Origin of the sequence: Spirillospora sp. NPDC052269 (genome assembly GCF_040679435.1) — a bacterium.
Classification (GTDB): Bacteria; Actinomycetota; Actinomycetes; order Streptosporangiales; family Streptosporangiaceae; genus Spirillospora.
In genome coordinates, this window is sequence record NZ_JBFAUU010000002.1 from 253,061 (window position 1) to 276,171 (window position 23,111).

Here is a 23,111-nt window from a genome sequence, read left to right on the forward strand (position 1 = left end):
ACTCGTTCGCCCCTTCCGGGTGCCCCCGGAAGGGCGTGTGACCTCCAGGAGAACGCTTGACCCCCTCGAAGATCCTCTTCGACTGCGACACCGGCATCGACGACGCGATGATGCTGCTCTACCTGGCCGCCGAGGTGCGCGCCGGGAAGGCCGAGCTCCTCGGCGTGGGAACGGTCCACGGCAACATCGACTCCCCGACCGGCGCGCTGAACACGCTGCGCGTGCTGGAGCTGGCCGGGCTGGACGACGTGCCGGTCGCGATCGGCGCGGGCCGTCCGATGGCGCAGGACGTGCACTTCGCGCTCGACTGGCACGGCTCCAACGGGCTCGCGGGCCTCGACCTGCCCGAGCCGCAGGGCGCGCCGACCGGCGAGTCCGCCCCGACGCAGATCTCCCGGCTGGCGCGGGAGCACCCGGGCGAGCTGACGATCGTGGCGACCGGGCCGCTGACCAACCTCGGCGCCGCGCTGCTGCTGGACGCCGAGCTGCCGTCGCTGGTCCGCGAGGTCGTCATCATGGGCGGCGCGTTCGACCACCCCGGCAACATCACCACGCACGCCGAGGCGAACATCTGGCACGACCCCGAGGCCGCCGACCTGGTGTTCGGGGCGGACTGGCCCGTCGTGCTCGTCCCGCTCGACGCCACGCACCCGACCGCCGTCGGCGCGGACTGGCTGGCCCGGCTCGCCGCGCACGAGAGCCCGGTCGGACGGTTCGCCTCGCAGATCATGGAGTGGTACGCCGACGCCTACACCCCGACGCTGAAGCGGCGCGGCGCGGTCGTGCACGACGCGCTCGCCGCGATGCTCGCGCTCCACCCGGAGCTGGGCGAGTACGTCGAGCGGCCCGTCCGGGTGGAGCTGCGCGGCGAGCTGACCCGCGGCGCCACGGTCTGGGACGCCCGGTCGCTGCCCGCGTCCGACGACCGGCGTCCGGTGCGGGTCGCGGTCGGCTCCGACGTCACCGCCTTCCAGGACCGGCTGCTGGCCGCCGTCCTGTCCTTCTAGCCCCTCCCTAGCCTCACCGACCAGCTCCTTCTCACCCGCTGTTGTCGCTTCCGGGACGGTCTGACTACCGTTTGCGTACCGCCGTCCCGGGAGCCGCCCCATGTCCGTCCGCCGTTTCGCCGCCACAGCCACCGCAGCCGCACCGCCGGAGCTGCTCTTCCAGCATCTGGCCGTCGCGGAGGCGTGGAACGCGTGGGGCTGGTTCCCGTTCGCGTCCCGGCGCGTCCAGACCGGTGAGAGCGAGCCGGACGGCGTCGGCGCCGTCCGCCGGATCGGCCCGGCGAAGGAACGCGTCGTCACGTTCGAGCGGCCCGGCCACTACGCGTACGTCGCCGAGTCCGGCCTGCCGATCCGGCACTACCGCGCGGACGTCCGGCTGGTGCCGAGCGGCGACAACACGGTGATCCGGTGGAGCGCGGAGATCGTCCCGCTGATCCCCGGGACGGGCGCCCTCACCGCCGCGCTGCTGCACCGGATGCTCGACGACTTCGCCCGCCGCGTCGCCCGGCACTGCGAGCACTGCGAACCGGGCTGCCCCGGCCACATCTGACCGCGCCTCCCAGGCTGTCAGCGGGATGTCAGCGGGGCTCAGCTCGCGCTCACCGCCGCGTCAGGGCCGCTCGGCAGGCTGGTCACGTACCGAACGAAAGGGGACGTGACCATGACGAAGGTGCTGATCTCGGGGGCGAGCATCGCCGGGCCGACGCTGGCGTACTGGCTGGACCGGTACGGCTTCGAGGTGACCGTGGTCGAGCGGGCGGACGGGTTCCGTCCCGGCGGGCAGGCCATCGACGTGCGCGGCACGGCGCTCGGTGTGGCCGAGCGGATGGGCGTGCTGGACGAGATCCGGGCGCACGCGACGAACCTGCGCGGCATGTCGATCGTCGACGGCGACGGCAACGAGCTCCACCGCAGCGAGGAGCACACGCTCAGCGGCGGCCCCCTCGACTCCCCCGACGTGGAGGTCCTCCGGGACGACCTGTCGGACATCATCGTGAAGGCCGCCGGCGACCGGATCGAGTACGTCTTCGGCGACAGCGTCGCGAGCCTGCAGGACGGCCCGGACGGCATCCGCGCGACCTTCGAGAAGGCCGGGCCGCGCACGTTCGACCTGGTCGTGGGCGCGGACGGCGTCCACTCCACGACCCGCCGCCTAGTCTTCGGCGCGGACGCCGGGTATGTCCCGCTCCGCTCCGCCGCGATGGCCGTGTGGACGATGCCGAACGTCCTCGGCCTGGACCGGTGGCAGATCGGCCACTTCTCCGACGCCGCCGGCACGGCGGGCGCGATGGTGATGACCGTCCGCGACAACACCGAGCTGCGCGCCTACGCGATGTTCGGAGACCAGGGCAAGCCGCTGCCCCGCGACGTCGCCGAGCAGAAGCGCCTGCTCGCCGACGGCCTCGCCGGCGCGTCCTGGGAGGTCCCGCGGCTCCTGGAGCACATGTGGGACGCGCCGGACTTCCACTACGACGCCCTCGCGCAGGTCCGCCTGGACCGCTGGTCGCGCGGCCGGGTCGTGCTGCTCGGGGACGCCGGGTACTGCGGGTCCCCGGCGTCCGGGCAGGGCACGAGCATGGCCATGGTCGGCGCGTACGTCCTGGCGGGAGAGCTGAAGGCCGCGGACGGCGACCACGAGAAGGCGTTCGCCGTCTACGAGGACGAGCTGCGCGACTGGGTCAAGGGCAACCAGGCGTTCGCGCTCCGCGGCCTCCCGGCCGAGGGCGAGGACAAGGACGCCGCCGACCTGATCGCCGAGAACGCCGCCGGCCTCGACGACGACTTCGCCGCCCTGACCAACGCCTACGTCCTCAAGGACTACTGACCCGCCGGGGACGCGGCCTCAGACGAGCCGGCGCGCGGCGGCCCAGCGGGACAGCTCGTGCCGGTTCGACAGCTGGAGCTTGCGCAGGACGCTGCTGACGTGCGTCTCGACCGTCTTGACCGAGATGAACAGCTCCTTGGCGATCTCCTTGTAGGCGTAGCCGCGCGCGATCAGCCGCAGCACGTCCCGCTCCCGCTGGGTGATCTGGTCGAGCTCGGGGTCCACCGAGGGGACGTCGCTGGCGGCGAACGCGTCCAGCACGAACCCGGCCAGCCGCGGGGAGAAGACCGCGTCGCCGTCCGCGACGCGGTCGATCGCGGCGGTCAGCTCGGGCCCGGAGATGGTCTTGGTGACGTAGCCGCGCGCGCCGCCCCGGACGACCCCGATCACGTCCTCGGCGGCGTCCGACACCGACAGCGCCAGGAACCGGGACGGCACCGCCCCGGTCAGGCGGCGCAGCACCTCGATGCCGCCGCCGCCCGGCAGGTGGACGTCCAGCAGGACGACGTCGGGCGTGGTGGCGCGGATGACCGCGACCGCCTCGTCCACGTCGCCGGCCTCGCCGACGATCTCGACCGACCCGCCCAGCTCGGCCTTCACGCCGGTCCGGAACATCTGGTGGTCGTCCACCAGGACGACCTTCCGCAACGGGGACTCGCTCATTACCTCTTGATCTCCAAACGCACCTCGGTGCCCTCGCCCGGGGCCGTGCGCACCTTCGCCGTGCCGCCGTTGCGTTCCATACGTCCGATGATGGACCCTCGCACGCCCATCCTGTCCTCCGGGACGGCGTCGAGGTCGAATCCCTTGCCGCGGTCGCGGACGAAGATGCTCACCTCGTCGCCCTCGACCTCGGCGAACACCGACACGTCCTTGGTGCCGGAGTACTTGGCGGCGTTGACCATGGCCTCGCGGGCGGCCTGGACGATCGCGCCGACCTTGTCGTCCAGGGGGCAGTCGCCGACCACGACGATCTCGATCTGGACGCCGCGCTCGTCCTCGACCTCGCCCGCGACGTCCTTCAGGACGCTGGCGAAGGTGCCGCCCTCCTCGGGCTTCGGCTGGTAGAGCCAGGCGCGGAGGGTGCGTTCCTGGGACCGGGCGAGGCGCTGCACCTCGGGGGTGTCGTGCGCGTTCCGCTGGATCAGCGTGAGGGTGTGCAGCACCGAGTCGTGGATGTGCGCGGCGAGCTCGGCGCGCTCCTGGGAGCGGACGCGCTCGTACCGCTCGGCCTCCAGGTCCTGCCAGAGCCGGACGATCCAGGGCGTGACGATCACCGCGACGCCGGTCGCGATCACCAGCATCGCGATCACCACGGACCGGGCCTGCGCCGCGTCCACGTTGCGGACGACGAACCCGCCGATCCCGCCGACCACCAGCAGCAGCCCGAGGACGGTCCGCCACCAGCGCTGGCGCAGCGGCAGGACCCAGCGCTGCCGCTGGTCCCGGTCGGCCTGCTGCCACAGGATCGCGGCGCCGATCGCGCCCGCGACGAACGGCCACAGCGCGACCTCGGTGAACCCGGCGCCCCAGGTCAGCATGGACAGCCCGCCCGCGACGGCGGTGTAGGCGAGCAGCTGCCGCCAGTCCCGGCCCGGCTTGCGGGGCGCGCTCGCGTTCAGGGCGGCGTCGGGCGGCGGCGTGGACGCCACCAGCACCCAGAACGCGCCGTAGGCGGCCACGCCTATGCCGCTGGCGACCGTGAGCAGCACGAAGGCGGCCCGCACCAGCAGCACGTCGATGCCGAGGTGCTCGGCCAGCCCGCGGCACACTCCGGCGACCAGACGGCCCTGGCGCGCGCGTTCCAGCCGCGGCCGCTCCGGCCGCTCCGCGGCGGGCGCCGCGTCACTCCCGCTCTCGTCGCGTTCTCCCACGTCAACGATGGTCACACGACCGGGAGGAATACGCCATCCGGGACATCCCCCAGTGCCGTTCTCAGGGTCGGCTCAGGGGCGTCCCCGATACCGCGCGCGGGGCCGGGGGGCCACGATGGTGACATGGACACCGATCAGCAGCAGGGCGCCGGCGTGGCGCCGCCGCCCGGCGAGGCGGCCCCGTCCGGCCGGGTGACGCGGCTGTCGCGCTCCGCCGAGGGACGCTTCCTCGCAGGGGTGTGCTCCGGACTGGGCGCGCGGACGGGCATCGACCCGGTCGTGTACCGGGTCGGGTTCGGCGTCCTGACCCTCGCACACGGGCAGGGCATCCTGCTCTACGTCCTGGCGGTGCTGTTCATGCCGGACCACCCGGCCGCCACGTCGGTGGCGGAGCGGCTGTTCCGGCGCCGGTTCGACGCGTCGGGGGTGCTGGCCGTCCTCGGTCTGCTGCTCGGCGCGAGCGTGGTGCTCAGCGTGATCGGCTCGGGCGTCTCGACGGACGCCGTCGCGGTGCTGACGGTGTTCGGCCTGATCCTGCTGGTGGCGCACGCACGCGGCGTCAACCTGGTGAGCGTCGCCCGGACACTGCCGGAGCGGCTGGCGGGCCATCCGCCCACGGCCCCGGCCGAGACCGAGTTCCGCTCACCGCCGCCCAAGGGCGCGCCGATGCCGGACGGCATGATCGACCTCTCCACGCTGGGCTCTTCGGGGGCGCCCGGCGCGGCGGACACGCCCGGCTCGGTGTTCGACGACACGCCCCACCGGCACGGCCCGGGTGCGGTCGACCTCGGCGGATACGGCGGGCAGGACGGTCCGGGGACGGCCCCGGCCCCGGCCCCGGCGGCACCGCACTGCCGGAACCGGTCCAAGTCGCCCCTGACCTGGTTCTTCATCGGCCTGGCCGCGCTGGCGGGCGGGATCACCGCGAACCTCGAACTGTCCGGCCGGAACGACTGGGACGGCTGGACCCTCGTCCTCGCCGCGGCGCTCGCCGTGGTCGGAGCGGGCCTGCTGGCAGGCGTCCGCTACCGGGTGCGAGGCCTGGCGACCGTGGCATGCCTGCTCACGTTCGCGCTGTTGACGACGTCTGTGGCCGCGACTGCTCCACGCGGCGGAGAGTACGGGGACATCATGTGGCGACCCACGGACGTGGCGCAGACCGCGCAGGACTACCGGGTGACGATCGGGAACGGAACGCTCGACCTGACCGCGCTGCCGGTGAAGCCGGGCCAGCGGCTGGAGGTCTCGGCGGCGGTCTGGACGGGCCAGCTGCGGGTGGAACTGCCCGCCACCGCACGGGTGAAGCTGGACGCGCGGGTCAAGTTCGGTGACATCCGGGTGGAGGAGCGCACGGTCAACGGCCCGAACGCGCGGACGACCGAGGTGCTCGAACCGACCGCGGGCGGCTCGGACCCGGCCGTGATCACCCTCAAGATCCGCGGAACCCTCGGAGACGTACAGGTGAACCGATGAACGACAGGAACGAGAACACGCGGACCAGGCGCCGCCTCGACCCCGCCGCCCCGCTCGCCGGGGTGTTCTACCTCGCCGTCGCCGGGCTGTTCGTGGCGGGCGCGGTGCGCGGGCGCTCGGTGGGCGACCCGATGGTCGTCGCGGGGGTCGTGCTCGTCCTGATGGGGCTGCTCGGGATCGTCCAGGCAGTGATCAAGAGCCAGCGCCGGGACCGGGCCTAGGGTCGTTTCGTGACGGCCATTTCCGAAATGTGATGACAATCACCCCGCTCCAGGGGAACATGTAAACCGGACATTGAGGTTAAATTCTCTCGTGAGGTTCTCCGAGAAGAAGATTTGGCTCGTGGCCAGGTTGCACGTCGACCTGTGTCGCCTCGCCAGCGTGCTGTGTAACGGCTGACGCCCCCTCTCTCGTCCTTACCCTCGTTCACCCGCCGTCGGCGGACGCGCCCGACCGCGCGCGCCCACGGATCGTGCCTCCTGATGCACGCCCGCCCACGGGTCAACGCCCGCCTGCTTCCGCCCCCGGACCCTTCCGTCCGGACGGCGTGGGGCGCCCGCGTTGCCGGCCGCAGGTGAACCGTCCCTGGAGCTAACGCCTGTGAACCTTCGCGTCTGGAAGTGGCAGTTCTGGCAGCAGATCGTGCTGTCGCTCGTGCTGGGCGTCGCCGTCGGCGCCGTCATCAACAACACCGCCGCCGACGGCAGCAAGATCGCCACCGACTGGCTGGACCCGTTCGGCGACGTCTACATGTCGCTGCTGAAGATCGTCGTCGTGCCGCTGGTGTTCGCCGCGATCGTGGTGAGCATCGGCAAGCTGCGCAACGTCGGCAACGTCGCCCGCCTGACCGGCAAGACCCTCGGCTGGTTCGTCATCACCTCGGCGATCTCCACCGCGGTCGGCCTCGGGGTCGCCTTCCTGATCAACCCCGGCAAGGGCCTCGGCCAGCTCGCCAGCGAGAAGACCGAGACCGACCCGGTCACCTGGACCCAGGTCCTGCACAACCTGGTCCCGTCCAACATCGTCAAGGCGATGGCGGAGGGCAACGTCCTCGGCGTGGTGACCTTCGCGGTGCTGTTCGGCGCGGCGCTGGTCGCGATCGGCGAGCGCGGCGAGCGCATCACCGCCCTGGTGGACGACCTGTACGGCGTGATGCAGAAGATCGTCTGGTGGGTCATCCGGCTCACCCCGATCGGCTCGTTCTTCCTGATCGGCTCGGTCGTGGCCACCTACGGGCCGTCCACGCTCACGCCGCTGGCCAAGTTCACCGGCGCGATCTACCTGGCCGTCGCGATCATGCTGCTGATCGGCTACCCGGTCCTGCTGCGCGTGTTCGGCCGCGTCTCGCCGCTGCGGTTCTTCCGCAACTCCTGGCCGGCGCTGCAGTTCGCGTTCATCTCCTCGTCCTCGATCGGAACGCTGCCGATCGCGCAGCGCGTCCAGATCGAGCGCAACGGCGTCCAGCCCGAGTACGCCAGCTTCGCCCAGCCGCTCGGCGCGACCATCAAGTTCGACGGCTGCGGCGCGATCTACCCGGCGGTCGCGGCGGTCTTCGTCGCCCAGTACATGAACATCCACCTGGGCCTCGCCGACTACCTGCTGATCGCGTTCGCCGCGGTCATCGGCCAGCTCGGCACCGGCGGCACCCCCGGCCCGGCGCTGGTGGCGCTCACCCTGACGCTGACCACGGTCGGCCTGCCGCTCACCGCGGTCGGCTACCTGATCGCCATCGACAAGATCATCGACATGGCCCGGACCGCGCTGAACGTGACCGGCCAGATCGCGATCCCGGTGATCGTGGCCCGCTCGGAGAAGCTCCTCGACGAGGACCTCTACAACGCCCCCAAGGGCGACCTCGGCGCGGCCCCGAAGGACGTCCCGTCCGCCCCGCGCGAGACGGTCCCCGTCCCCGCCTGACGGCCCGCCCGAACGGCACCACCCCCCGAAGCGAACGGCCCCGCGTCCCCACCCGGACGCGGGGCCGTTCCGCATCCGCCCGGACGGCCGTCCGGGCGGGCGTCCTCGTCACCAGGACCGGCGTGATCCGGGCTCTGTCCGGCCGGGCGGAGGCGGCGCTAGTCTGAGCGGCCCGCCGTCCGGGTGCGCGGACGGCGGCTCCACCCCCTGCCCGAGGAGGCCGACCTTGCTCCGACCGATCGCCGCGACGGCGCTGATCCTGGCCCTGGCCACCGCCTGCGGAGGCGGGGGCGGCGACGACTCCGGGACGGACCGGGCCGCGGGCTCGGACCCGTCATCCTCCTCCGGCGCGGACCAGGCCCCGGGCTCGTCCTCGGCGCCCTCCACCTCGGAACCCTCCACCGAGCCGGGCAGCGGTCCCGCGGGGTCCACGCCGGAGCCCTCGTCCGGCGCGCCTGGAGCCCCGGTCATCAACGGCGTGCAGCCTGGCCGCGCGGCACCGTCCAAGCTGGACGGAACATGGACGTCCGGCCAGGTCAAGCTGTTCTTCTACCGGGGCGCGGCGGCGCTCAACTCGCCGAACTTCTGCACGGGCGCCGTCACCCCGCAGAACGCCATCACCCTGACCTGCGCGGACCACTCCACCACGCGCACCCAGGGCAAGGCCGAACTGTCAGGAACGTCCCTCAAGGTCACCTGGACGGGCGGGACCGTGGACACCCTCACCCGCAAGAGCTGAGCCCGGCGAACCCCGGCGAACGGCCCCGCACCCGCTCCGGGTGCGGGGCCTTCGTGCGTTCATGGCGGACGCCCGTCCGCCGATGGCGGCCGTTCGGCCGATTCCGGCCTGGATCGGGCGAAGACGTACAGGTCAGCTGTCCGGTTGGCATGGTGGCCGGATCCGGCCACCACGAAACGATCTTGTTGACATCAGTAGTTACTGACCGGTTTGTATTGGCCTTCACGTTTTGTTTGACCGCCCGGACCCCCACCCCACCCACGTTCTGCCTGCGTGTTCGGCCGGGGTCCCAGAAGGAGGCGAAGCATGCGTCGTACGACGCGCGCGGGGGCGGCGGCACTGGCCGCCGCCCTGGGCACCACCTCGTTCCTGACCGCCTCGGTCACCGCCGCGCACGCCGCGCCGGTGACCGAGTACTCCGTCCCGATCCCCGACGTGGCCCCCTCCGGGCTCGCGAAGGGCCCCGGCGGTGCGGTCTGGTTCACCGAGAACGCGGGCGGCATCGGAAAGATCTCCGCCGGGAAGGTGACGGAGTACGCGGTCCCGAACAACTCCAAGAACCTCAAGGGCCTCCCCAGCGGGATGGCCAACGGAACCGACGGCTCGATCTGGTACACCGACATGTCCCAGACCTCGCCCCGCATCGGCCGCGTGGACCCGGCGACCGGCAAGTCCACGCTGTTCGAGCTGCCGACGTCCGGGGCGTTGAACTTCAACTACAGCCTGGTCAACTCCATCGTGCCGGGCGCCAACGGCTCGATGTGGTTCTCCGGCATCAACTCGGGCGCGATCGGCAAGATCGACGCGTCCGGCAACGTCACCCTCTACGCCGCCGGCGGCTCGCCCTCGGCCGTCGCCGTGGGCAAGGACGGGGCGCTCTGGTACCCCGACATGACGGGCTCCGTCGGACGCCTCGACCCCGCGACCGGCGCGGTCAAGAAGTTCGATGTGCCCGGTTCCACCCTGGGAATGCCCGCGCTCTCCGACATCGCGATCGGCGCCGACGGCAAGGTCTGGTTCACCGAGCCGTCCGTGGGCAAGGTCGGCTACGTCGACCCGGCGACCGGCTCCGTCAACCAGATCAGCCCGCCGACCCCCGACTCCAAGCCGACCGGCATGCTCACCGGCCCGGACGGCCGGATCTGGTTCGCCGAGACCGCCGCGAGCAACATCGGCGCGATCGACGCGTCCGGGAACATCACCGAGTACCCGCTGCCCGCGACGCTCTCCGCGCCGCGCAGCCTGATGCTCGGCCCGGGCGGCAAGATCTGGTACAGCGCGCCCGGTCGCGGCCGCGTCGGCGCGTTCGACCCGGCCAACCCGCCGGCCGGCGCCCCGCACGCGGCGACCCCGCCGCTCACCACGGGTTCGTTCCCGTCCGCCGCCCCGGCCTACTCGGCCCGCTGCATGGTCGGTGAGCTCTGCCAGACCCAGGTCGTCACCGGCGGCGAGATGAAGATCGGCAGCTTCACCCAGAAGCTGCCGGCCGGCGCGATCCGCGTCACCGGCGGGATCAACGACCTGAGCGACATGTCGAACATCCCGATGAACAAGCCGGTCACCGGCTCCCAGCTCGAGGGCAAGGAGCTCGAGGTCCCCGGCGGCCTCATCGGCCAGCTGCCGCTGGTCGGCCCGATCCTCGGCAAGTCGCCCGCCGCGATGCTGTCGGTCAACAAGCTGACCGTCACGCAGTCCCTCGCGGGCCCGGTCACCGCCTACTTCACCCCGTCGGGCGGGCTCGGGGCGCGGCTGTCGCTGAACCTCAAGCTCAACAACCCGCTGCTCGGCGGCACCTGCGTGATCGGCCCGGTCAAGGCGTCCCTGGAGCCGGAGATGACCGCGGGCGGCCTCGCCTCCGACCCCGCGCTCGGCTGGAACGCCGGGCCGGTGTCGATCAAGGCCCCGGTGGCGGTTCCGTCGGCGAAGGGCTGCGGCCCGCTCGGCCTCCTGAACGGCGTCGTCAACCAGCTCATGGGCCTGCCGTCGGACGCGTCGAAGAACATGATGACCCTGAACGGCGTCTTCTCCCTCGCGGGCGGCACCAACCCGGACAACCAGCCCGGAATGCGGGCCAAGTCCACGATGTCCCCGGCGCTGCAGAAGCTGCTCGTCCAGAAGCCCAAGGCGCGCTCCTTCGCGAAGGCGCCGACGAAGGTCAAGCTCCACCTGACCGCTCGTCACTGACCCGCGCACCCAGCGCGACCCGTCAGACCGGTCCGTCGTCGTCCGCTTCCAAGCGGACGGCGGCGGACCGCCGCGTTTTCCGGCCGCTGCGAGCTCAGACGGCCGGTCGCCCGGGGTCAGACGGCCCGGCAATGCGAGGTCAGATGGCCGGACGGCCCGGGGCCAGACGGCCGAGCGGTTCGGGGGCAGGCGGCCGGGCGGTTCAAGCTCAGATGGGCCGGACGGTGCGGGGTCAGGCGGCCGGGCTGAGCTGGGCGTGGAGGGTGATGGAGAAGGCGGGGCCCGGGTTGGTCAGCTCGTGGGTGTGGGTGCCGCCGTGGACGCGGACGCGGTTGGCGCGCAGGGGACGCTCGGCGACGCCCTCCTCGGCGATGGAGACCTCGACGAGCTCGCCCGCGATGACGATGCTGACCTCGGTGCCGACGTGGTCGTGGACGCCGGTGCGGTGGGCGGGCGGCCAGGTGGTCAGCCACAGCCGGACGCCGTCGACCTCGTCCAGCGGGACGCGGACGGGCCCGGCGGGGTCGAAGCCGACCAGGTGCCACCAGCCGTCCGGACGGGCCGCGAGGTCGCGGATGCGGGCGGCGAGCTGGCCCACGGTCGGCGGACGCTTCAGCAGGTCACGGCCGTGCGGGTCGTCCTGACCACGCATCATGAGGTCGGGAGCAAGATCGAGATCCACGAGAGAGGTGCCCTTCGGCTTCGCCCCGTCCATGCGGAAGGATCGGGGCCGTGTCGGGTGGTCGGCCTGAGATCAGCGACAACAACACGAAGGACACAGCGCGCTGGCCGCGCGGCCGAAGGCCACGGGGCTTCCCTGCGGGACGCGCGCTGACATGCACACCAGAACACACTCCGTGACCGCCCGTTGTCAAGTCGACCGGGTGCGGAGTCCGCTTTCTCCTTTTGTTCACCGATTGATCATGTCCGGTCCCGGTATCCGCTTCCGGACGTGGAGAACATGCGGATCGGCATGACCGAAAGACGATCGGAGTCGGCGATGGAGCTGGACAGGCGGAATCTGCTGCGCGGCGGGCTGGTGGCGGGCGGCGGCGCGGCGCTCGGCCTGCTGTCCAGTGGGACGGCGAGCGCGAGGCCCGGGCCGACGGCCCCGGCCTTCGTGCGTTCGGGACGGGCGAGTGTCACGCACGGTGTCCAGGCCGGTGACGTGACCGCGCGCGAGGCCGTGGTGTGGGCGCGGTCGGACCGTCCGGCGCGGATGCTGGTCGAGGTGTCCCGGCGGCCGGACTTCCGCGGCGCGGACCGGGTCCGCGGCCCGGTGCTCACCCCGGACACCGACCTGACCGGCAAGACGTTCCTGCGCGGCCTCCCGGCGGGCGAGGAGCTGCACTACCGGGTCCTGCTGGCCGACCTCGACCGGCACGGCGTGACGTCCGCGCCCGTCGCCGGACGGCTCCGCACCGCCCCGCGCAAGCGCGCCGACATCTCGTTCGTGTGGTCGGGCGACCTGGCCGGGCAGGGCTGGGGCATCAACCCCGAGCTGGGCGGCTACCGGATCTTCGACGCGATGTCCGCGGTGAACCCGGACTTCTTCCTGTGCAGCGGCGACCTGGTGTACTCCGACGGCCCGATGACGCCGACCGTCGCGCTGCCGGACGGCCGCACCTGGCGCAACCTCGTGACGCCCGAGAAGACGAAGGTCGCCGAGACGCTCGCCGAGTACCGCGGCCAGTTCCGCTACAACCTCGAGGACACCGCGTTCCGCGCCTTCAACGCGCGCGTCCCGATGCTCTACCAGTGGGACGACCACGAGGTGCTGAACAACTGGTACCCGGGCGAGGTCATCGACCGTCCGGGGTACACCGAGAAGCGCGTGGACGTCCTGGCCGCGCGCGCCCGCCGCGCGATGTTCGAGTACACGCCGACGGCCGTCCGCGCGCAGGTCGGCGGCCGGATCTTCCGCAAGGTCTCCTACGGGCCGATGCTGGACGTGTTCATGCTCGACATGCGCACGTACAAGAACCCGAACACGACCGGGGCCGAGAAGTCCGGCCCGGGGCTGCTGGGCCCGGAGCAGGTCGCCTGGCTCAAGCGCGAACTGCGCGCGTCGAAGGCGACCTGGAAGGTCATCGCGAACGACCTGCCGCTCGGGCTGATCGTCCCGGACGGCACGGAGGGCAAGCCGAACATCGAGGGCGTCGCGCAGGGCGACAACGGCAAGCCGCTGGGCCGCGAGCGCGAGTTCGCCGACATCCTGAGCTTCGCGAAGAAGCACCGCGTCCGGAACATGGTGTGGCTGACCGCCGACGTCCACTACACGGCGGCGCACTACTACGACCCCGCGAAGGCTTCGTTCTCGGACTTCGACCCGTTCTGGGAGTTCGTGTCCGGGCCGCTGAACGCGGGTGCCTTCGGGCCGAACGCGCTGGACTCCACGTTCGGCGCGACGCTGAAGTTCCAGTCGGCGCCGCCGCACGCCAACACGTCCCCGGCCGAGGGCTTCCAGTTCTTCGGCCAGGTCGCCATCGACGCCGCGTCCGAGACCTTGACCGTGACGCTGCGTGATCTGGACGGCAAGGCTCTGTTCACGAAGCCGCTGAGCCCGGTCCGCTAGGCCGCCGCAGCATCGGGCCCGTCTCCCGGCTGCGAGCCAGTGGACCTTCCAGGGCTGACCCCCGACCGCGATGCGCGGACGGGGGTCAGCTCGTTCCTTCGGCCGTGCCGATGCGGGCGGCTTCGGCCGTGCCGATGCGGGCGGCTTCGGCCGTGCCGATGCGCGCGGCTTCGGCCGTGCCGATGCGGGCGCGCCAGGAGCCGCGGGCCAGGTGGATCGTGCCGGTGGACGAGATCCAGGCGCGGGCGCCGTAGAGCGGGAGTTCGCCGTCGAGGAGCCAGCGGTGGCGAAGATCGTCCAGGGCGTCCCAGAGGCGGCGAGAGCCTGCCTGGTGGACTCGCGGGGCGGCATCGGCGGTTGCGGTGGCTCGGGCCCAGGAACCGTCGGGATGGATCATCCAGGCCGTTCGGCGGTCGCCGTCGCGTTCGAAGCGGTGGGTGAGGCCGGGGTGGTCGATTTCGAGCATCGAGCGCAGCTCCCAGGACTCCTCGACGTCGACGATCGGATAGCGGCCTTGGGTCTCGTCGCCTTCGCCTTCCGGTTGTGCGGTGGGTTCGGGCGGGTAGTCCGGGCCGTGGCGGGTCGACATGAAACCGGCACGGTCCCATTCGATGCGTCCTTCGGCGGGCATCGCGTTCGGGTCGCCGGTCTTGGTCGCGGTCAGGATCGCGCGGATGCCGGTCAGGGTCGTGACGAGCCGTCCGCCGGGGCGGAGTGCCTCGATCCAGGACTGTGGGATGGGACGGACGGCGACCGTGGACACGATCCGGTCGTAGGTGTCGGGGAGAGGGCCGGTCGCGTCGCCGCTGATCAGGCGGGCCCTGATTCCGAGGTTGCCGAGCCGTTCGGCGGCGGCCTCGACCAGGTAGGGGTCGACGTCCATGGCGGTGAGCGTGCGGCCGCCGAGCGCGGCGGACAGCAGGGCGGTGCCGTAGCCGGACCCGACGCCGACGTCCAGGACGTCCGCGCCGCTGTAGAGGTGGGCGTGGCGGTACATGGTCAGCAGGAGGCTGGGCAGCGTGGAGGACGAGGTCGGACGGCCGGTCGTCGTGCCGTCCGGGGCGGCGTGGTCGGCGTGGCGCAGGCCGACCTTGGTGACGAGGGTGCGGTCGCTGTAGGCCGTCCGGAGCCATGCGGGCTCGTCGTCGGTGTCGTCGCGCAGCGTCCAACTGGTGTCGTCGTCCTCCCACCAGCGCGGGACCAGCAGGTGGCGGGGCGTCGAGCACACCGCGCCCCACCAGCGCGAACCCGGGTGAGTGACCTTGGCGGCGAGGGCTTGGGCGTGTGTTTCCCAGGTGGTCGGCATCGGCTGTCCTCCTAGCTGTCGGGGTTGCAGCAGGACGGGTTGCAGGACTCGGTCTCGGCGGGCGCACAGTCGTTGCTGTCGTCGTTCGGCTTGCAGCGGTTAGCGTCGGTGGTTCGGCGCGGTAGCCGTTCGCGCAGCTCACGCCAAGCCTGCCCGGTCAGGACGTCGCGGAGGGCGTGGTCACGGACGTTGCCTGCGGAGATGGCGCGAGCCATCGTGCACAGCCAGACCTCGCCGTCGGGGCCAATGGCGGCACGTCCGTCCCCACACCGTCCGCAGAGTTCGGTGGACGGGTCGATGTTCGGCTGTGCGGCGCGTCCGATGTGCCGAGTTCGGTCGGTCGATATGTTCGCGACACCCATAAGGCGAAGCTGGTCGCGAGCCTGATCGACGCGCTGTTCGTCCAGTACGCGGATGATCCCGACGCGCAACGGGATACCCAGCTCGGTGGCGCGGTCGATGTTGGCGCGGGTCTGCCGCCAGGTCGGGCGTCCAGTGATGGCGACGTGCTGGTCCTGATCGTCGCTGTACCAGGACGTCGCCAGCCGAACGCCGTCTTGGGCGAGGACGCGCCACAGGTCGTCGCTGATGTGGACGAGGTTGGAGTACACCTCGACGCCGAGACTGAGACTTATGGCGTGGTTGATCAACGTGGCGAGTCCCGGGTACATGGTCGGCTCGCCGCCGATCACGCACAACTCCCGAACACCCAGTTCAGCAGCCTGATCGACGACGCGATGCCAGTCGGCCGACGTCATCGTCCCGGCTGTCTGACGAGGCCCGGACGAGTTGTAGCAGTGGTGACAGGCCAGCTGGCAGCGGCGGGTGATCTCCAGCCACAGCCGATCCCATCCCGTTCGGGACGTGGACGTCGGAGTGATTGCGGGGACGGTCATCTCACGCTCCTGCGGCGTCGAGTCGGGTGGCGAACGCGCCTTTGAGCGCGGTGATCGCCTCGTACGGATGGTCGATCTCGGCGAGGGGGACGCCGTCCAGGTGCCACCACCACCGATCGCCGTCGTCCTCACGGCGCGCACACGTGACCAAGCCTTCGGCGAGAACCTCCGCAGGCTGATCGAGGGCATCGGACTTGGCAGGACGGACCATGACGCGCAAGCCGTCGTCGCCCCACTCGGTCGCGAATCCGTGGACGGAGAGCTGCGGCTTCAGCCCTGCCAGCGCCCGCCTACCCGGGCTCCCGAAGTCGGTCACCACGCCCTCCTCCTGAGCCGTGGCCGAGGACGTCGCACCGGCGGTTCGTCGGACGGAACGGGCCACCCCGCATCAGCGACGAGCGGGCCCAAGGCGTCATGGACGGCCGCAAGCACGTGCGGCAACTGGAAACGAGTGCCGAGGAACCGTCCGGACGAGTCGCAGAACCAAGCGACCTCGCCGTCCCCGCAGAGCAGCGGCTCGACGTGCACCGACAGCCCCGTCCGATCCAGAGCGGGATGAGTCACCCGCACCAGCGGCGGCGACAGCTCGTACCGAGGCGTGATCGTCCACCCCGCCGCCGTCAGCAGCTCAGCCAGCTCGTTCAGATACCGCTCGCGCGAAGAAGCCCGAGTCATCCGCACAGCAGACTCACCACATCCCACGCCACGCCGACCAGAGCCACAGCAACCGCCAGCAGCACCAACACCCGATCTGCGAACCGCTGCCGCCCAGACCTCCGCGACGGACGAACCTCGCAGTGGCGCGCCGCCCGAGCCCGAACCACCCCCACCGGCCGAGACCCCGAAGGCACGTCCGCCGACATGAGCCGAGCCCCCACCGTGACAAGCGGCGGCCCCGGCGCCACCTCCCGGACGCGACGGACGTCCATCTGCGGACGACGCGGAGGCCATGACGGAAGAAGCGTCTGCCGGATGCACGCGGCGAGCTCCCTCGCCGTCGGGGCCTCGACCAGACGGTCGCCGAGCAGCGCCCACCAGGTCCCCGTGAACTCACCGCGCCACGACGGCACTCCCGGATACTGACGCTGCAGCGCCGCCAACAGAACGTCCGGATCGGCCTCCACAACAAGGCTCATGACGTACACGCCCCAGCGGCCGTGGTGCCCCAGGCGTCCGCCTGACCGAGCATCCACCGCACCCCGCGAGCGTCCACCGCGATCAGCGCGCACACGCCACCCGCACTCGCGCCCCACCCCGCGCCCGCTTTACGCCGCGCACCCCACTCCAGGGCAGGCCGCCCAGCGGAGTACCGCCCCCTCCCGGCAGAGAACTCCTCACTCAGGAGTTCCAGTTCTCTGCGCTCCTGCTCGTTCAGCCCAGATACGCCCGGATTGCCCCTAGGCTCTCCCATTGGGTCGGACCTCCACGTCCGATCAAGGCCCCGGGTCCCCCGCTGTTAGCGCAGCGGGCCGGGGCCGCTCTGATATTGCGAAGGCACGCTGGCCGCAGGACGCGACGCCCGAAGGCAACACATCGCCGCGATCAACGCGTATTCGGCGGGCGCGCAGCCGAGGACCAGGAAGCCCCAAGACGACCACGCCCACCACCCGCGTTCGGGTTGCGTGGGCGCGCACTCCGGCATCGAATGGTGCGACTCAAATAACGCGAGGAAATCTCAGCAGTGAGTGCACGCCCGCTTTTCCAGTGAAGCCAGAGCCGTGGCGCATAGGAACGGGGAGAATGGGGGCTATCAGGGGTGGCGGTCGCCGTCTCCCCCTCCCCGGCGAGAGGTGCATCGCAACATGTCCGCCGAAAAGCGAGCTTTGGGCGCGCGCTTGCGCGCCGCACGAGAAGCACCGCCATTCTGGTCGCGGCCCGAGATGGCACGACGACTCCGGGCCGCCGCCGATCCCCGCGATCTCCCGGGCCTACCGCACGTCCCGGCCCTCACACACATGATCAAAGAGTGGGAGGCGGGAAAGCACGCCCCGGGAGCCCGCTACCGACGCCTGTACGCCACCGCAACCAACCAGCCCGAGGACGACCTCTTCGGCACACAGACGAGAACCCAACCCGCACCCGAGCACTACCCGTTGCCGGGGACCGCCCCGCTGGCCGGGGAAGAACTCACGGCGCGGCTCGCCAAAGTTTCCGGACGACGTGTAGGAACCGGGATCGTCGCCGACCTCGCCGCCCGCGTCCACGGTCTCCGTCTCGCGGACGACGTGCTCGCGGGCAGGGATCTGCTCGTCCCAGCCGTCCGCGAACTGGAGAACGCCCGACGCGTCTACCGCGGGTCAAGCCACGACGACCGCACTGGCAGGGCCCTGCTCGCCCTCATCGGCGAGTACGCCCAGATCGCCGGATGGATCGCCAGCGACGCCGGACAGCACGCCCGCGCCGAGGAGATCTACCGGCTCGGGATCGACGCCGCACGCGAAGCCGGCGACCGCACTTTGGAGGGCAACCTTCTGGGGTCGCTGGCCTACCAGGTCGCCAATATTGGCGACGCCGCCGAAGGCGTCGACCTCGCCCGCGCCTCCCTCGACGTCTCAGGCCCCGACGCCCCAGCACGCGCCCGGGCGCTCGCGTGGGATCGCATTGCGTGGGCGACCGCGCGCACCCAGAACGCGCCCGCCACCATCGAAGCGCTCGGCGAGGCCAGCACGGCTCTTGCCCAGAACGACCAAGCCGAGGACGATCCCGGCTACCTCTACTGGGTGGACGCAGGCGAATTGCAGGTGATGGAGGCACGGGCATATACGGAACTGCACCGTCCACTACGTGCCGTCCCACTCCTGGCGGAAGTCCTCGGCCGGTACGACGCGACCCATGCGCGCGAACTCGCGCTGTACTTGTCGTGGCTCGCAGTGGCCCTAGCGGACGCCAACGAACCAGAGGAAGCGGCCACCGTCGCCAACAGAATGCTGGACCTGTCAGCCGACGTCGCCAGCGACCGAACCGCACAGCGCGCCCAGGTCGTCCTCGAACGCCTCAGGCCATACAGGTCGTCCCCGCCAGTAGCCGAACTCCTGCGCCAGGCCACCAGAACGGGAAACCCAAAGCAACGCTGAGCTCCCGATGCATCAAGGCCCAGCGCCCCCGCAATCCATCACGCCATCTCCAAGGGCGATGAGGGCGAGACCAAGGCCAAGGGGTGGTGGCACGCCTATGGGTTGTGAACCCTCGCAGGGGCGATGAGGACCGAGGTGACGCGGTGCCGGATAGCGGCGAGAGTGCCGTTGCGAACCCTCGTAGGGGCGATGAGGACCGCTCCCGCAGCAGCCTGTCCAAAACCCCCACCGGGTTGCGAACCCCCGTAGGGGCGATGAGGACCCTGTCGGCCCGGAAGGCGCGGACGGTTCCGTCGCTGTGTTGCGAACCCTCGTAGGGGCGATGAGGACAGGCGGACATCACGCTCGACCTGCGCAGGCACTTCCGGTTGCGAACCCTCGCAGGGGCGATGAGGACTGATCCCAGGGTAAAGCCGCAGGTGTGTAGGTGGAGGACGCATCCGCCGGGAGCGAATTCTTCAGCGATCCGTCGGTAGCGCTATCGAGCCCGGCGAGTCGCTGAAATCCGCCTGATCAACTTGAGGTCGAACGCTCGGTTGGGCGTTGAGGCTACAAGATGCCGGTGCAGATGGGCTGCGCTTCCGCAGACCTTCGATGGTTGACGGATTAGGCGGTGGTCGCCTGCCTGACCCAAGCGAGATAGCTCGGGGCCCCACCGGCGAGGACCGTGTACGTCACCTCGGGGTTGTCCCAGGGATGCTGCTCGATGAGGTGCTTCTCCAACTCTTCGTAGCGATCCCTCGTCGTGCGGAGGTGGACCTGCCACTCCTCCCCAGAGCCAAGCTTGTTCATATGCCAGAACTCGGACTCAACGGGACCGCTGACCTGTCCGGAGGCGGCGAGTTTGGCGGCGACAGCCGACTGCATCAGGCGCAGCGCGACCTCCCGGCTTTCAGCGGTGGTCGAGACCTGCAACACATCGGTCATGGGCGTGACTCTATGTTGGCGGCTCGGGCAACGGAAGGCGTGCCCGTTCGGTTGACGTGCCGCAACAGCGCGGGAGTGGCTCCGGGACCGATCGCCTGATCGAAGCCCACACCCCGCCCCCAAGACCACCACCTCGGAGGTGTCATGAGTCCGTCGCCCGAGCGTTTGGCCGACCACTGGTGGCGGCGTCCGGGGATGCGTCCTGGACGTCACCTACTGGTCTGGCACGTCCTCTTGGACGACCAGCCGGACGCCCGCGCTCCGGTGGCCAGGTGCCAGAGCGCCCTGGCGCATGTGGGCGGGCTCGATCTGGTGCCCGAGGCGTGGCTCCACATGACGACGCAGATCGTGGGGTTCGCCGATGAGATCCCCGAGACCGAGGTGGGCGCGATGATCGCGGCGGCCGGGGAACGGCTGGGATGCCTTGACCCGATCAGTGTGGATCTCGGCAGGCTGTGGTTCCACAGCGAGGCCGCGATGCTCGGCGTCCGGCCGGGTCGTGCGCTTGATCCTGTGCGGCAAGCAATACGTTCGGCGGTCGCCGGGACGGTCACCCACCACCAGCTCGCCGACGAGCCCGAGTGGACGCCACACGTCTCGGTCGCCTACAGCAACTCGTCCGGCCCAGCAGCACCAATCATTCAGGCATTCAGCGAGCCATCCCCACAGCACCCGTTCACCGTCCGCTCGGTGCACCTGGTCAGTCAGGAGAGAGTAGGCCGCTTGTACAGGTGGGACCAACTCACTGAGACGGTGCTCGGCGCCTAGCTCAACAGGCGTCCACCCATCGGTGCAACCCTCGCAGGGAAATGAGGACCGGCCGTCCGTCGTGCGGGGTACATGGTCCAGGCCAGGTTGCAAACCCCTATAGGTGCGATGAGGACCCATCACGCCAGCAGGGCACGGACGCTACTTCGACTATTGCGAATCCTGATAAGGCGAGAGGACCGCCGCCGTCTGGCGGGTCACGCCAGGAGCCTGGGAGCTGCGAACCCTCGTAGGGCGATGAGAACCTCGTCGACCAACGCGCGGCGAACGGTCTGTTCGCGTTGCGAACCCTCGTAGGGGCGATGAGGACCGCGCGGGTCTCCAGGCGGGGGACCTGACGGTGCAGTTGCGAACCCTCGTAGGGGCGATGAGGACCCCAGGGTAAAGCTGCAGGTGCGTTGGTGGAAGAAGCATCCGCTGGAAGCGGTTTCTTCAGCGATCCGCCGGTAGCGCTGTCGTGCCCGGCGTGTCGCTGAAATCCGCTCCTTCAACTTGGTGCGGACCACTCGGGTGGCGTTCGGAAGATCCGAGGCACCTCACTATCCGGGCCTGGATACGGTGGCCCGGCCAAGCCTATGGGCGACGCGTGTCCGCGCGCCGGGCCACCGCCGTACTCGGGGCCTGGCATGGCCAAGCTGGGACGGCTACGGACACCTCAGCATTCGCACCGCGCAACCTCACCCCTACAAGGCGGTGAGTTTGGCCGCGAGCTTGGGAGTGGGGGCGTTGTCACGTGCCCGCCAGGCGTAGCCCTCCACTTCCTCGGCTTGGAGCACGACCTTGGGTTCCTTCACCCAGAACGCCCAGCGGAAGTCGGCGTGCCAGTGTTCGGGTTCGCCCTTGGCCGGGTTGGCGGGGATGGTGTGGACGTCGATGTCCACCGGGGTGACGTCGTGTCCGGGAGGGGAGACCGCGCCGTGCCAGGAGATCCCGGTCTCCTCTTCGAGTTCGCGCAGCGCCGCGTGCGGCAGCGCGGTGTCCTCCGGCTCCAGGTGGCCGCCGGGCAGCAGCCACCGGCCGAGCGCGATGTGCTGGATGAGCAGCAGGCGACGTGTGTCGTCGATGACGACCGCGCCACAGGTGACGTGCCCGCCGTTGAACTCCTTGCGGGAGGTCAGGTCGGCTCCGCTCGCCAACGCGTCCGTGAGCGGTTTGAGGTGGTCGGCCTCGGCAGGGTGCTGGGCGAGGTAGCGGGTGACAGTCGTGCGGATCTCGTCGCTGCTGATCATGGCGTCCCATCGAAGTAGCGCAACCAGGTCGCGGCGATCAGGCTGCGTTCGGTCGTGTTCAACTCATGCAGGCCGGGCTCGTGGCTGTCGGCGGTGACCAGGGTGCTCAGCGCCGCCAGGATCTCGGCCTGTACGAGGAAGATGAAAGCACCCACGCTCGCGCCGTGGAGGAAGTTGACGGCGTTGCCGTCGGCCAGCAGGTAGAAGTAGTGTCCGGTCCGGGCGTATCGGGTGACGTGCGGCCCGCTGGGCGTCCGCGTGTACAGCTCGTCCAGCGCGTCCAACTCCAGCTCGTCATCGCTGCTGGTGACGCTGGCGATGTACGCACCGTTGGCGACCCGCGCGAAATCCTCCTCCTTGAGCGCCAGGTTGCCCGTGGCGCACACGATCAGCCCAGCCCCCGCGATGGCTTGCGCCAGTGTCGAGGCCGTGCGGAACCCCTGGGACATGGCCTGCGTGCGCTGCACGGGATCGGAGTCGAACACGGTCACACTGACGTGCCTGGCGTGCAGCATCGCCGCGATCGACCGGCCGAGCTTGCCGTACCCGATCACCGCCGCCGGACGGCCCTGCAAGATGTCGCCGCGCGAACGAATCAGCGCCTCGGCGGAGAAGGTGACCGACTGGCCCACCAGGTAGTCCTCGGGGTCCTTGAGCGGAGAGCGGGCGACGCTGAACACCGGGCACGGCAGTTTGCCGGCAGCCGCGTATCGCTGGTGTCCGTTCTCGGTGTCCTCGACCACCCCCACGATCTGGCCGGAGAACCGCCCGCACACGTGTTCCAGGCTGGGCGCGAAGTACCCGCCGATGTCCAGCAGCACTACCGGCCGGCCCGCCGCCCGCGATTCCAGGTACTCCAGCGCGCGGGCAGGGTCGGCGAACGCGGCGCGGTCCAACTCGTCCACCGGCATCAGGCCGGTGATCTCCTCCAGCGCGGCCGGGTCGATCGATTTGGGTTTGGGCAGCACGGCGGCGACCTCGGCCACCCGCCCGACCGCACGCAGGAAGGCGGGGCGCTCGCCCAGCAGATGCGTGATCACGACTGCTGACACGGCGTCGTCGGCCGGGTAGCGAGCGGTGATCTTGCGGAAGAACGCCTCGGTGCGTGAGATCTCGAAGTCCTCCAGCGCAGTCATGATCCCACCCACCCGGTCACCCGGCGCAGTGCGGCCGTGAACGCCGCGCCACGCGGGTCGTCCGCCTGCTCGGTGTCGGCCTCACACGACTTGCCCAACGACCCCATCTGAACGCCCCCTACCGAGTGCCTGTGCCTGCAAGCACGCTAGGAAGCGGTGCGTGCAACCGGCCACAACCTTG

Annotated in this window: 22 protein-coding genes; 12 read left to right on the plus strand and 10 right to left on the minus strand. The window is 70.7% G+C overall.

Annotation, left to right across the window (positions count from 1 at the left end; genetic code table 11):
• Window positions 1-56 precede the first annotated feature (56 nt).
• From AB0L06_RS04540 to AB0L06_RS04550, 3 genes are all read left to right on the plus strand, one after another.
• Entirely contained in the window at window positions 57-1,007 is a 951-nt protein-coding gene (locus AB0L06_RS04540; protein WP_500229525.1) for a nucleoside hydrolase, read from the plus strand.
• A gap of 100 nt (window positions 1,008-1,107) precedes the next feature.
• On the plus strand, window positions 1,108-1,557 hold the full coding sequence (locus AB0L06_RS04545) for an SRPBCC family protein (RefSeq protein ID WP_500229526.1): 450 nt from the start codon (window positions 1,108-1,110) through the stop codon (window positions 1,555-1,557).
• Window positions 1,558-1,668: 111 nt separating this feature from the next.
• The gene (locus tag AB0L06_RS04550; protein ID WP_500229527.1) at window positions 1,669-2,832 is read left to right on the plus strand and encodes an FAD-dependent monooxygenase; all 1,164 of its coding nucleotides are present in this window, start codon (window positions 1,669-1,671) and stop codon (window positions 2,830-2,832) included.
• Window positions 2,833-2,850: 18 nt separating this feature from the next.
• Here AB0L06_RS04550 and AB0L06_RS04555 read toward each other — a convergent pair whose 3' ends face one another.
• Window positions 2,851-3,495, minus strand: coding sequence for a LuxR C-terminal-related transcriptional regulator (locus AB0L06_RS04555; RefSeq protein ID WP_500229528.1), 645 nt, complete (start codon window positions 3,493-3,495; stop codon window positions 2,851-2,853).
• Window positions 3,495-4,706 carry an ATP-binding protein gene (locus AB0L06_RS04560; protein WP_500229529.1) on the minus strand — a complete coding sequence of 404 codons (1,212 nt, stop codon included), beginning with the start codon at window positions 4,704-4,706 and terminating at the stop codon, window positions 3,495-3,497. The genes AB0L06_RS04555 and AB0L06_RS04560 overlap by 1 nt, the downstream gene beginning before the upstream one ends.
• A 123-nt stretch (window positions 4,707-4,829) precedes the next feature.
• On the opposite strand from AB0L06_RS04560, the gene AB0L06_RS04565 reads away from it, so the two are divergent.
• From AB0L06_RS04565 to AB0L06_RS04590, 6 genes are all read left to right on the plus strand, one after another.
• The gene (locus AB0L06_RS04565) at window positions 4,830-6,179 is read left to right on the plus strand and encodes a PspC domain-containing protein (protein ID WP_500229530.1); all 1,350 of its coding nucleotides are present in this window, start codon (window positions 4,830-4,832) and stop codon (window positions 6,177-6,179) included.
• Window positions 6,176-6,400, plus strand: coding sequence for a hypothetical protein (locus AB0L06_RS04570; protein WP_500229531.1), 225 nt, complete (start codon window positions 6,176-6,178; stop codon window positions 6,398-6,400). The genes AB0L06_RS04565 and AB0L06_RS04570 overlap by 4 nt, the downstream gene beginning before the upstream one ends.
• A 91-nt stretch (window positions 6,401-6,491) precedes the next feature.
• Entirely contained in the window at window positions 6,492-6,578 is an 87-nt protein-coding gene (locus AB0L06_RS04575; RefSeq protein WP_407920909.1) for a putative leader peptide, read from the plus strand.
• 201 nt (window positions 6,579-6,779) lie between these two features.
• Window positions 6,780-8,096, plus strand: coding sequence for a dicarboxylate/amino acid:cation symporter (locus AB0L06_RS04580; protein WP_500229532.1), 1,317 nt, complete (start codon window positions 6,780-6,782; stop codon window positions 8,094-8,096).
• A 226-nt stretch (window positions 8,097-8,322) separates the two neighbouring features.
• The gene (locus tag AB0L06_RS04585; RefSeq protein ID WP_500229533.1) at window positions 8,323-8,835 is read left to right on the plus strand and encodes a hypothetical protein; all 513 of its coding nucleotides are present in this window, start codon (window positions 8,323-8,325) and stop codon (window positions 8,833-8,835) included.
• Window positions 8,836-9,141: 306 nt separating this feature from the next.
• Entirely contained in the window at window positions 9,142-11,019 is a 1,878-nt protein-coding gene (locus AB0L06_RS04590; RefSeq protein WP_500229534.1) for a Vgb family protein, read from the plus strand.
• A 232-nt stretch (window positions 11,020-11,251) separates the two neighbouring features.
• Here AB0L06_RS04590 and AB0L06_RS04595 read toward each other — a convergent pair whose 3' ends face one another.
• Window positions 11,252-11,734 carry a cupin domain-containing protein gene (locus AB0L06_RS04595; RefSeq protein ID WP_500229535.1) on the minus strand — a complete coding sequence of 161 codons (483 nt, stop codon included), beginning with the start codon at window positions 11,732-11,734 and terminating at the stop codon, window positions 11,252-11,254.
• A 258-nt stretch (window positions 11,735-11,992) separates the two neighbouring features.
• Here AB0L06_RS04595 and AB0L06_RS04600 point away from each other — a divergent pair, with 258 nt between their 5' ends.
• The gene (locus tag AB0L06_RS04600; protein WP_500229536.1) at window positions 11,993-13,594 is read left to right on the plus strand and encodes an alkaline phosphatase D family protein; all 1,602 of its coding nucleotides are present in this window, start codon (window positions 11,993-11,995) and stop codon (window positions 13,592-13,594) included.
• Window positions 13,595-13,679: 85 nt separating this feature from the next.
• On the opposite strand, the gene AB0L06_RS04605 is transcribed toward AB0L06_RS04600, so the two are convergent.
• The 4 genes from AB0L06_RS04605 to AB0L06_RS04620 are packed head-to-tail and all read right to left on the minus strand — an operon-like array spanning window position 13,680 to window position 16,471.
• Entirely contained in the window at window positions 13,680-14,900 is a 1,221-nt protein-coding gene (locus tag AB0L06_RS04605; RefSeq protein WP_500229537.1) for a methyltransferase domain-containing protein, read from the minus strand.
• An 11-nt stretch (window positions 14,901-14,911) separates the two neighbouring features.
• Window positions 14,912-15,796 (minus strand): radical SAM/SPASM domain-containing protein, encoded by an 885-nt coding sequence (locus tag AB0L06_RS04610; RefSeq protein WP_500229538.1) that lies wholly within the window; start codon window positions 15,794-15,796, stop codon window positions 14,912-14,914.
• Between the two features lies 1 nt (window position 15,797).
• The gene (locus AB0L06_RS04615) at window positions 15,798-16,112 is read right to left on the minus strand and encodes a hypothetical protein (protein ID WP_500229539.1); all 315 of its coding nucleotides are present in this window, start codon (window positions 16,110-16,112) and stop codon (window positions 15,798-15,800) included.
• Window positions 16,109-16,471 carry a hypothetical protein gene (locus tag AB0L06_RS04620; protein WP_500229540.1) on the minus strand — a complete coding sequence of 121 codons (363 nt, stop codon included), beginning with the start codon at window positions 16,469-16,471 and terminating at the stop codon, window positions 16,109-16,111. The genes AB0L06_RS04615 and AB0L06_RS04620 overlap by 4 nt, the downstream gene beginning before the upstream one ends.
• A 1,127-nt stretch (window positions 16,472-17,598) precedes the next feature.
• Between AB0L06_RS04620 and AB0L06_RS04625 the strand changes: the two genes are divergently transcribed.
• A complete protein-coding gene (locus AB0L06_RS04625; protein WP_500229541.1) occupies window positions 17,599-18,870 on the plus strand; it encodes an NsdA family TPR-like regulatory protein in 1,272 nt (423 codons plus the stop codon).
• 606 nt (window positions 18,871-19,476) lie between these two features.
• Here AB0L06_RS04625 and cutA read toward each other — a convergent pair.
• Entirely contained in the window at window positions 19,477-19,797 is a 321-nt protein-coding gene (gene cutA / locus AB0L06_RS04630; protein ID WP_500229542.1) for a divalent-cation tolerance protein CutA, read from the minus strand.
• Window positions 19,798-19,941: 144 nt separating this feature from the next.
• On the opposite strand from cutA, the gene AB0L06_RS04635 reads away from it, so the two are divergent.
• Window positions 19,942-20,565 (plus strand): 2'-5' RNA ligase family protein, encoded by a 624-nt coding sequence (locus AB0L06_RS04635; RefSeq protein ID WP_500229543.1) that lies wholly within the window; start codon window positions 19,942-19,944, stop codon window positions 20,563-20,565.
• Between the two features lie 683 nt (window positions 20,566-21,248).
• Here the strand turns inward: AB0L06_RS04635 and AB0L06_RS04640 are convergent.
• Both AB0L06_RS04640 and AB0L06_RS04645 read right to left on the minus strand, forming a co-directional pair.
• The gene (locus AB0L06_RS04640; RefSeq protein WP_500229544.1) at window positions 21,249-21,794 is read right to left on the minus strand and encodes an NUDIX hydrolase; all 546 of its coding nucleotides are present in this window, start codon (window positions 21,792-21,794) and stop codon (window positions 21,249-21,251) included.
• On the minus strand, window positions 21,791-22,930 hold the full coding sequence (locus AB0L06_RS04645) for an adenosylhomocysteinase (RefSeq protein WP_500229545.1): 1,140 nt from the start codon (window positions 22,928-22,930) through the stop codon (window positions 21,791-21,793). The genes AB0L06_RS04640 and AB0L06_RS04645 overlap by 4 nt, the downstream gene beginning before the upstream one ends.
• Window positions 22,931-23,111 lie beyond the last annotated feature (181 nt).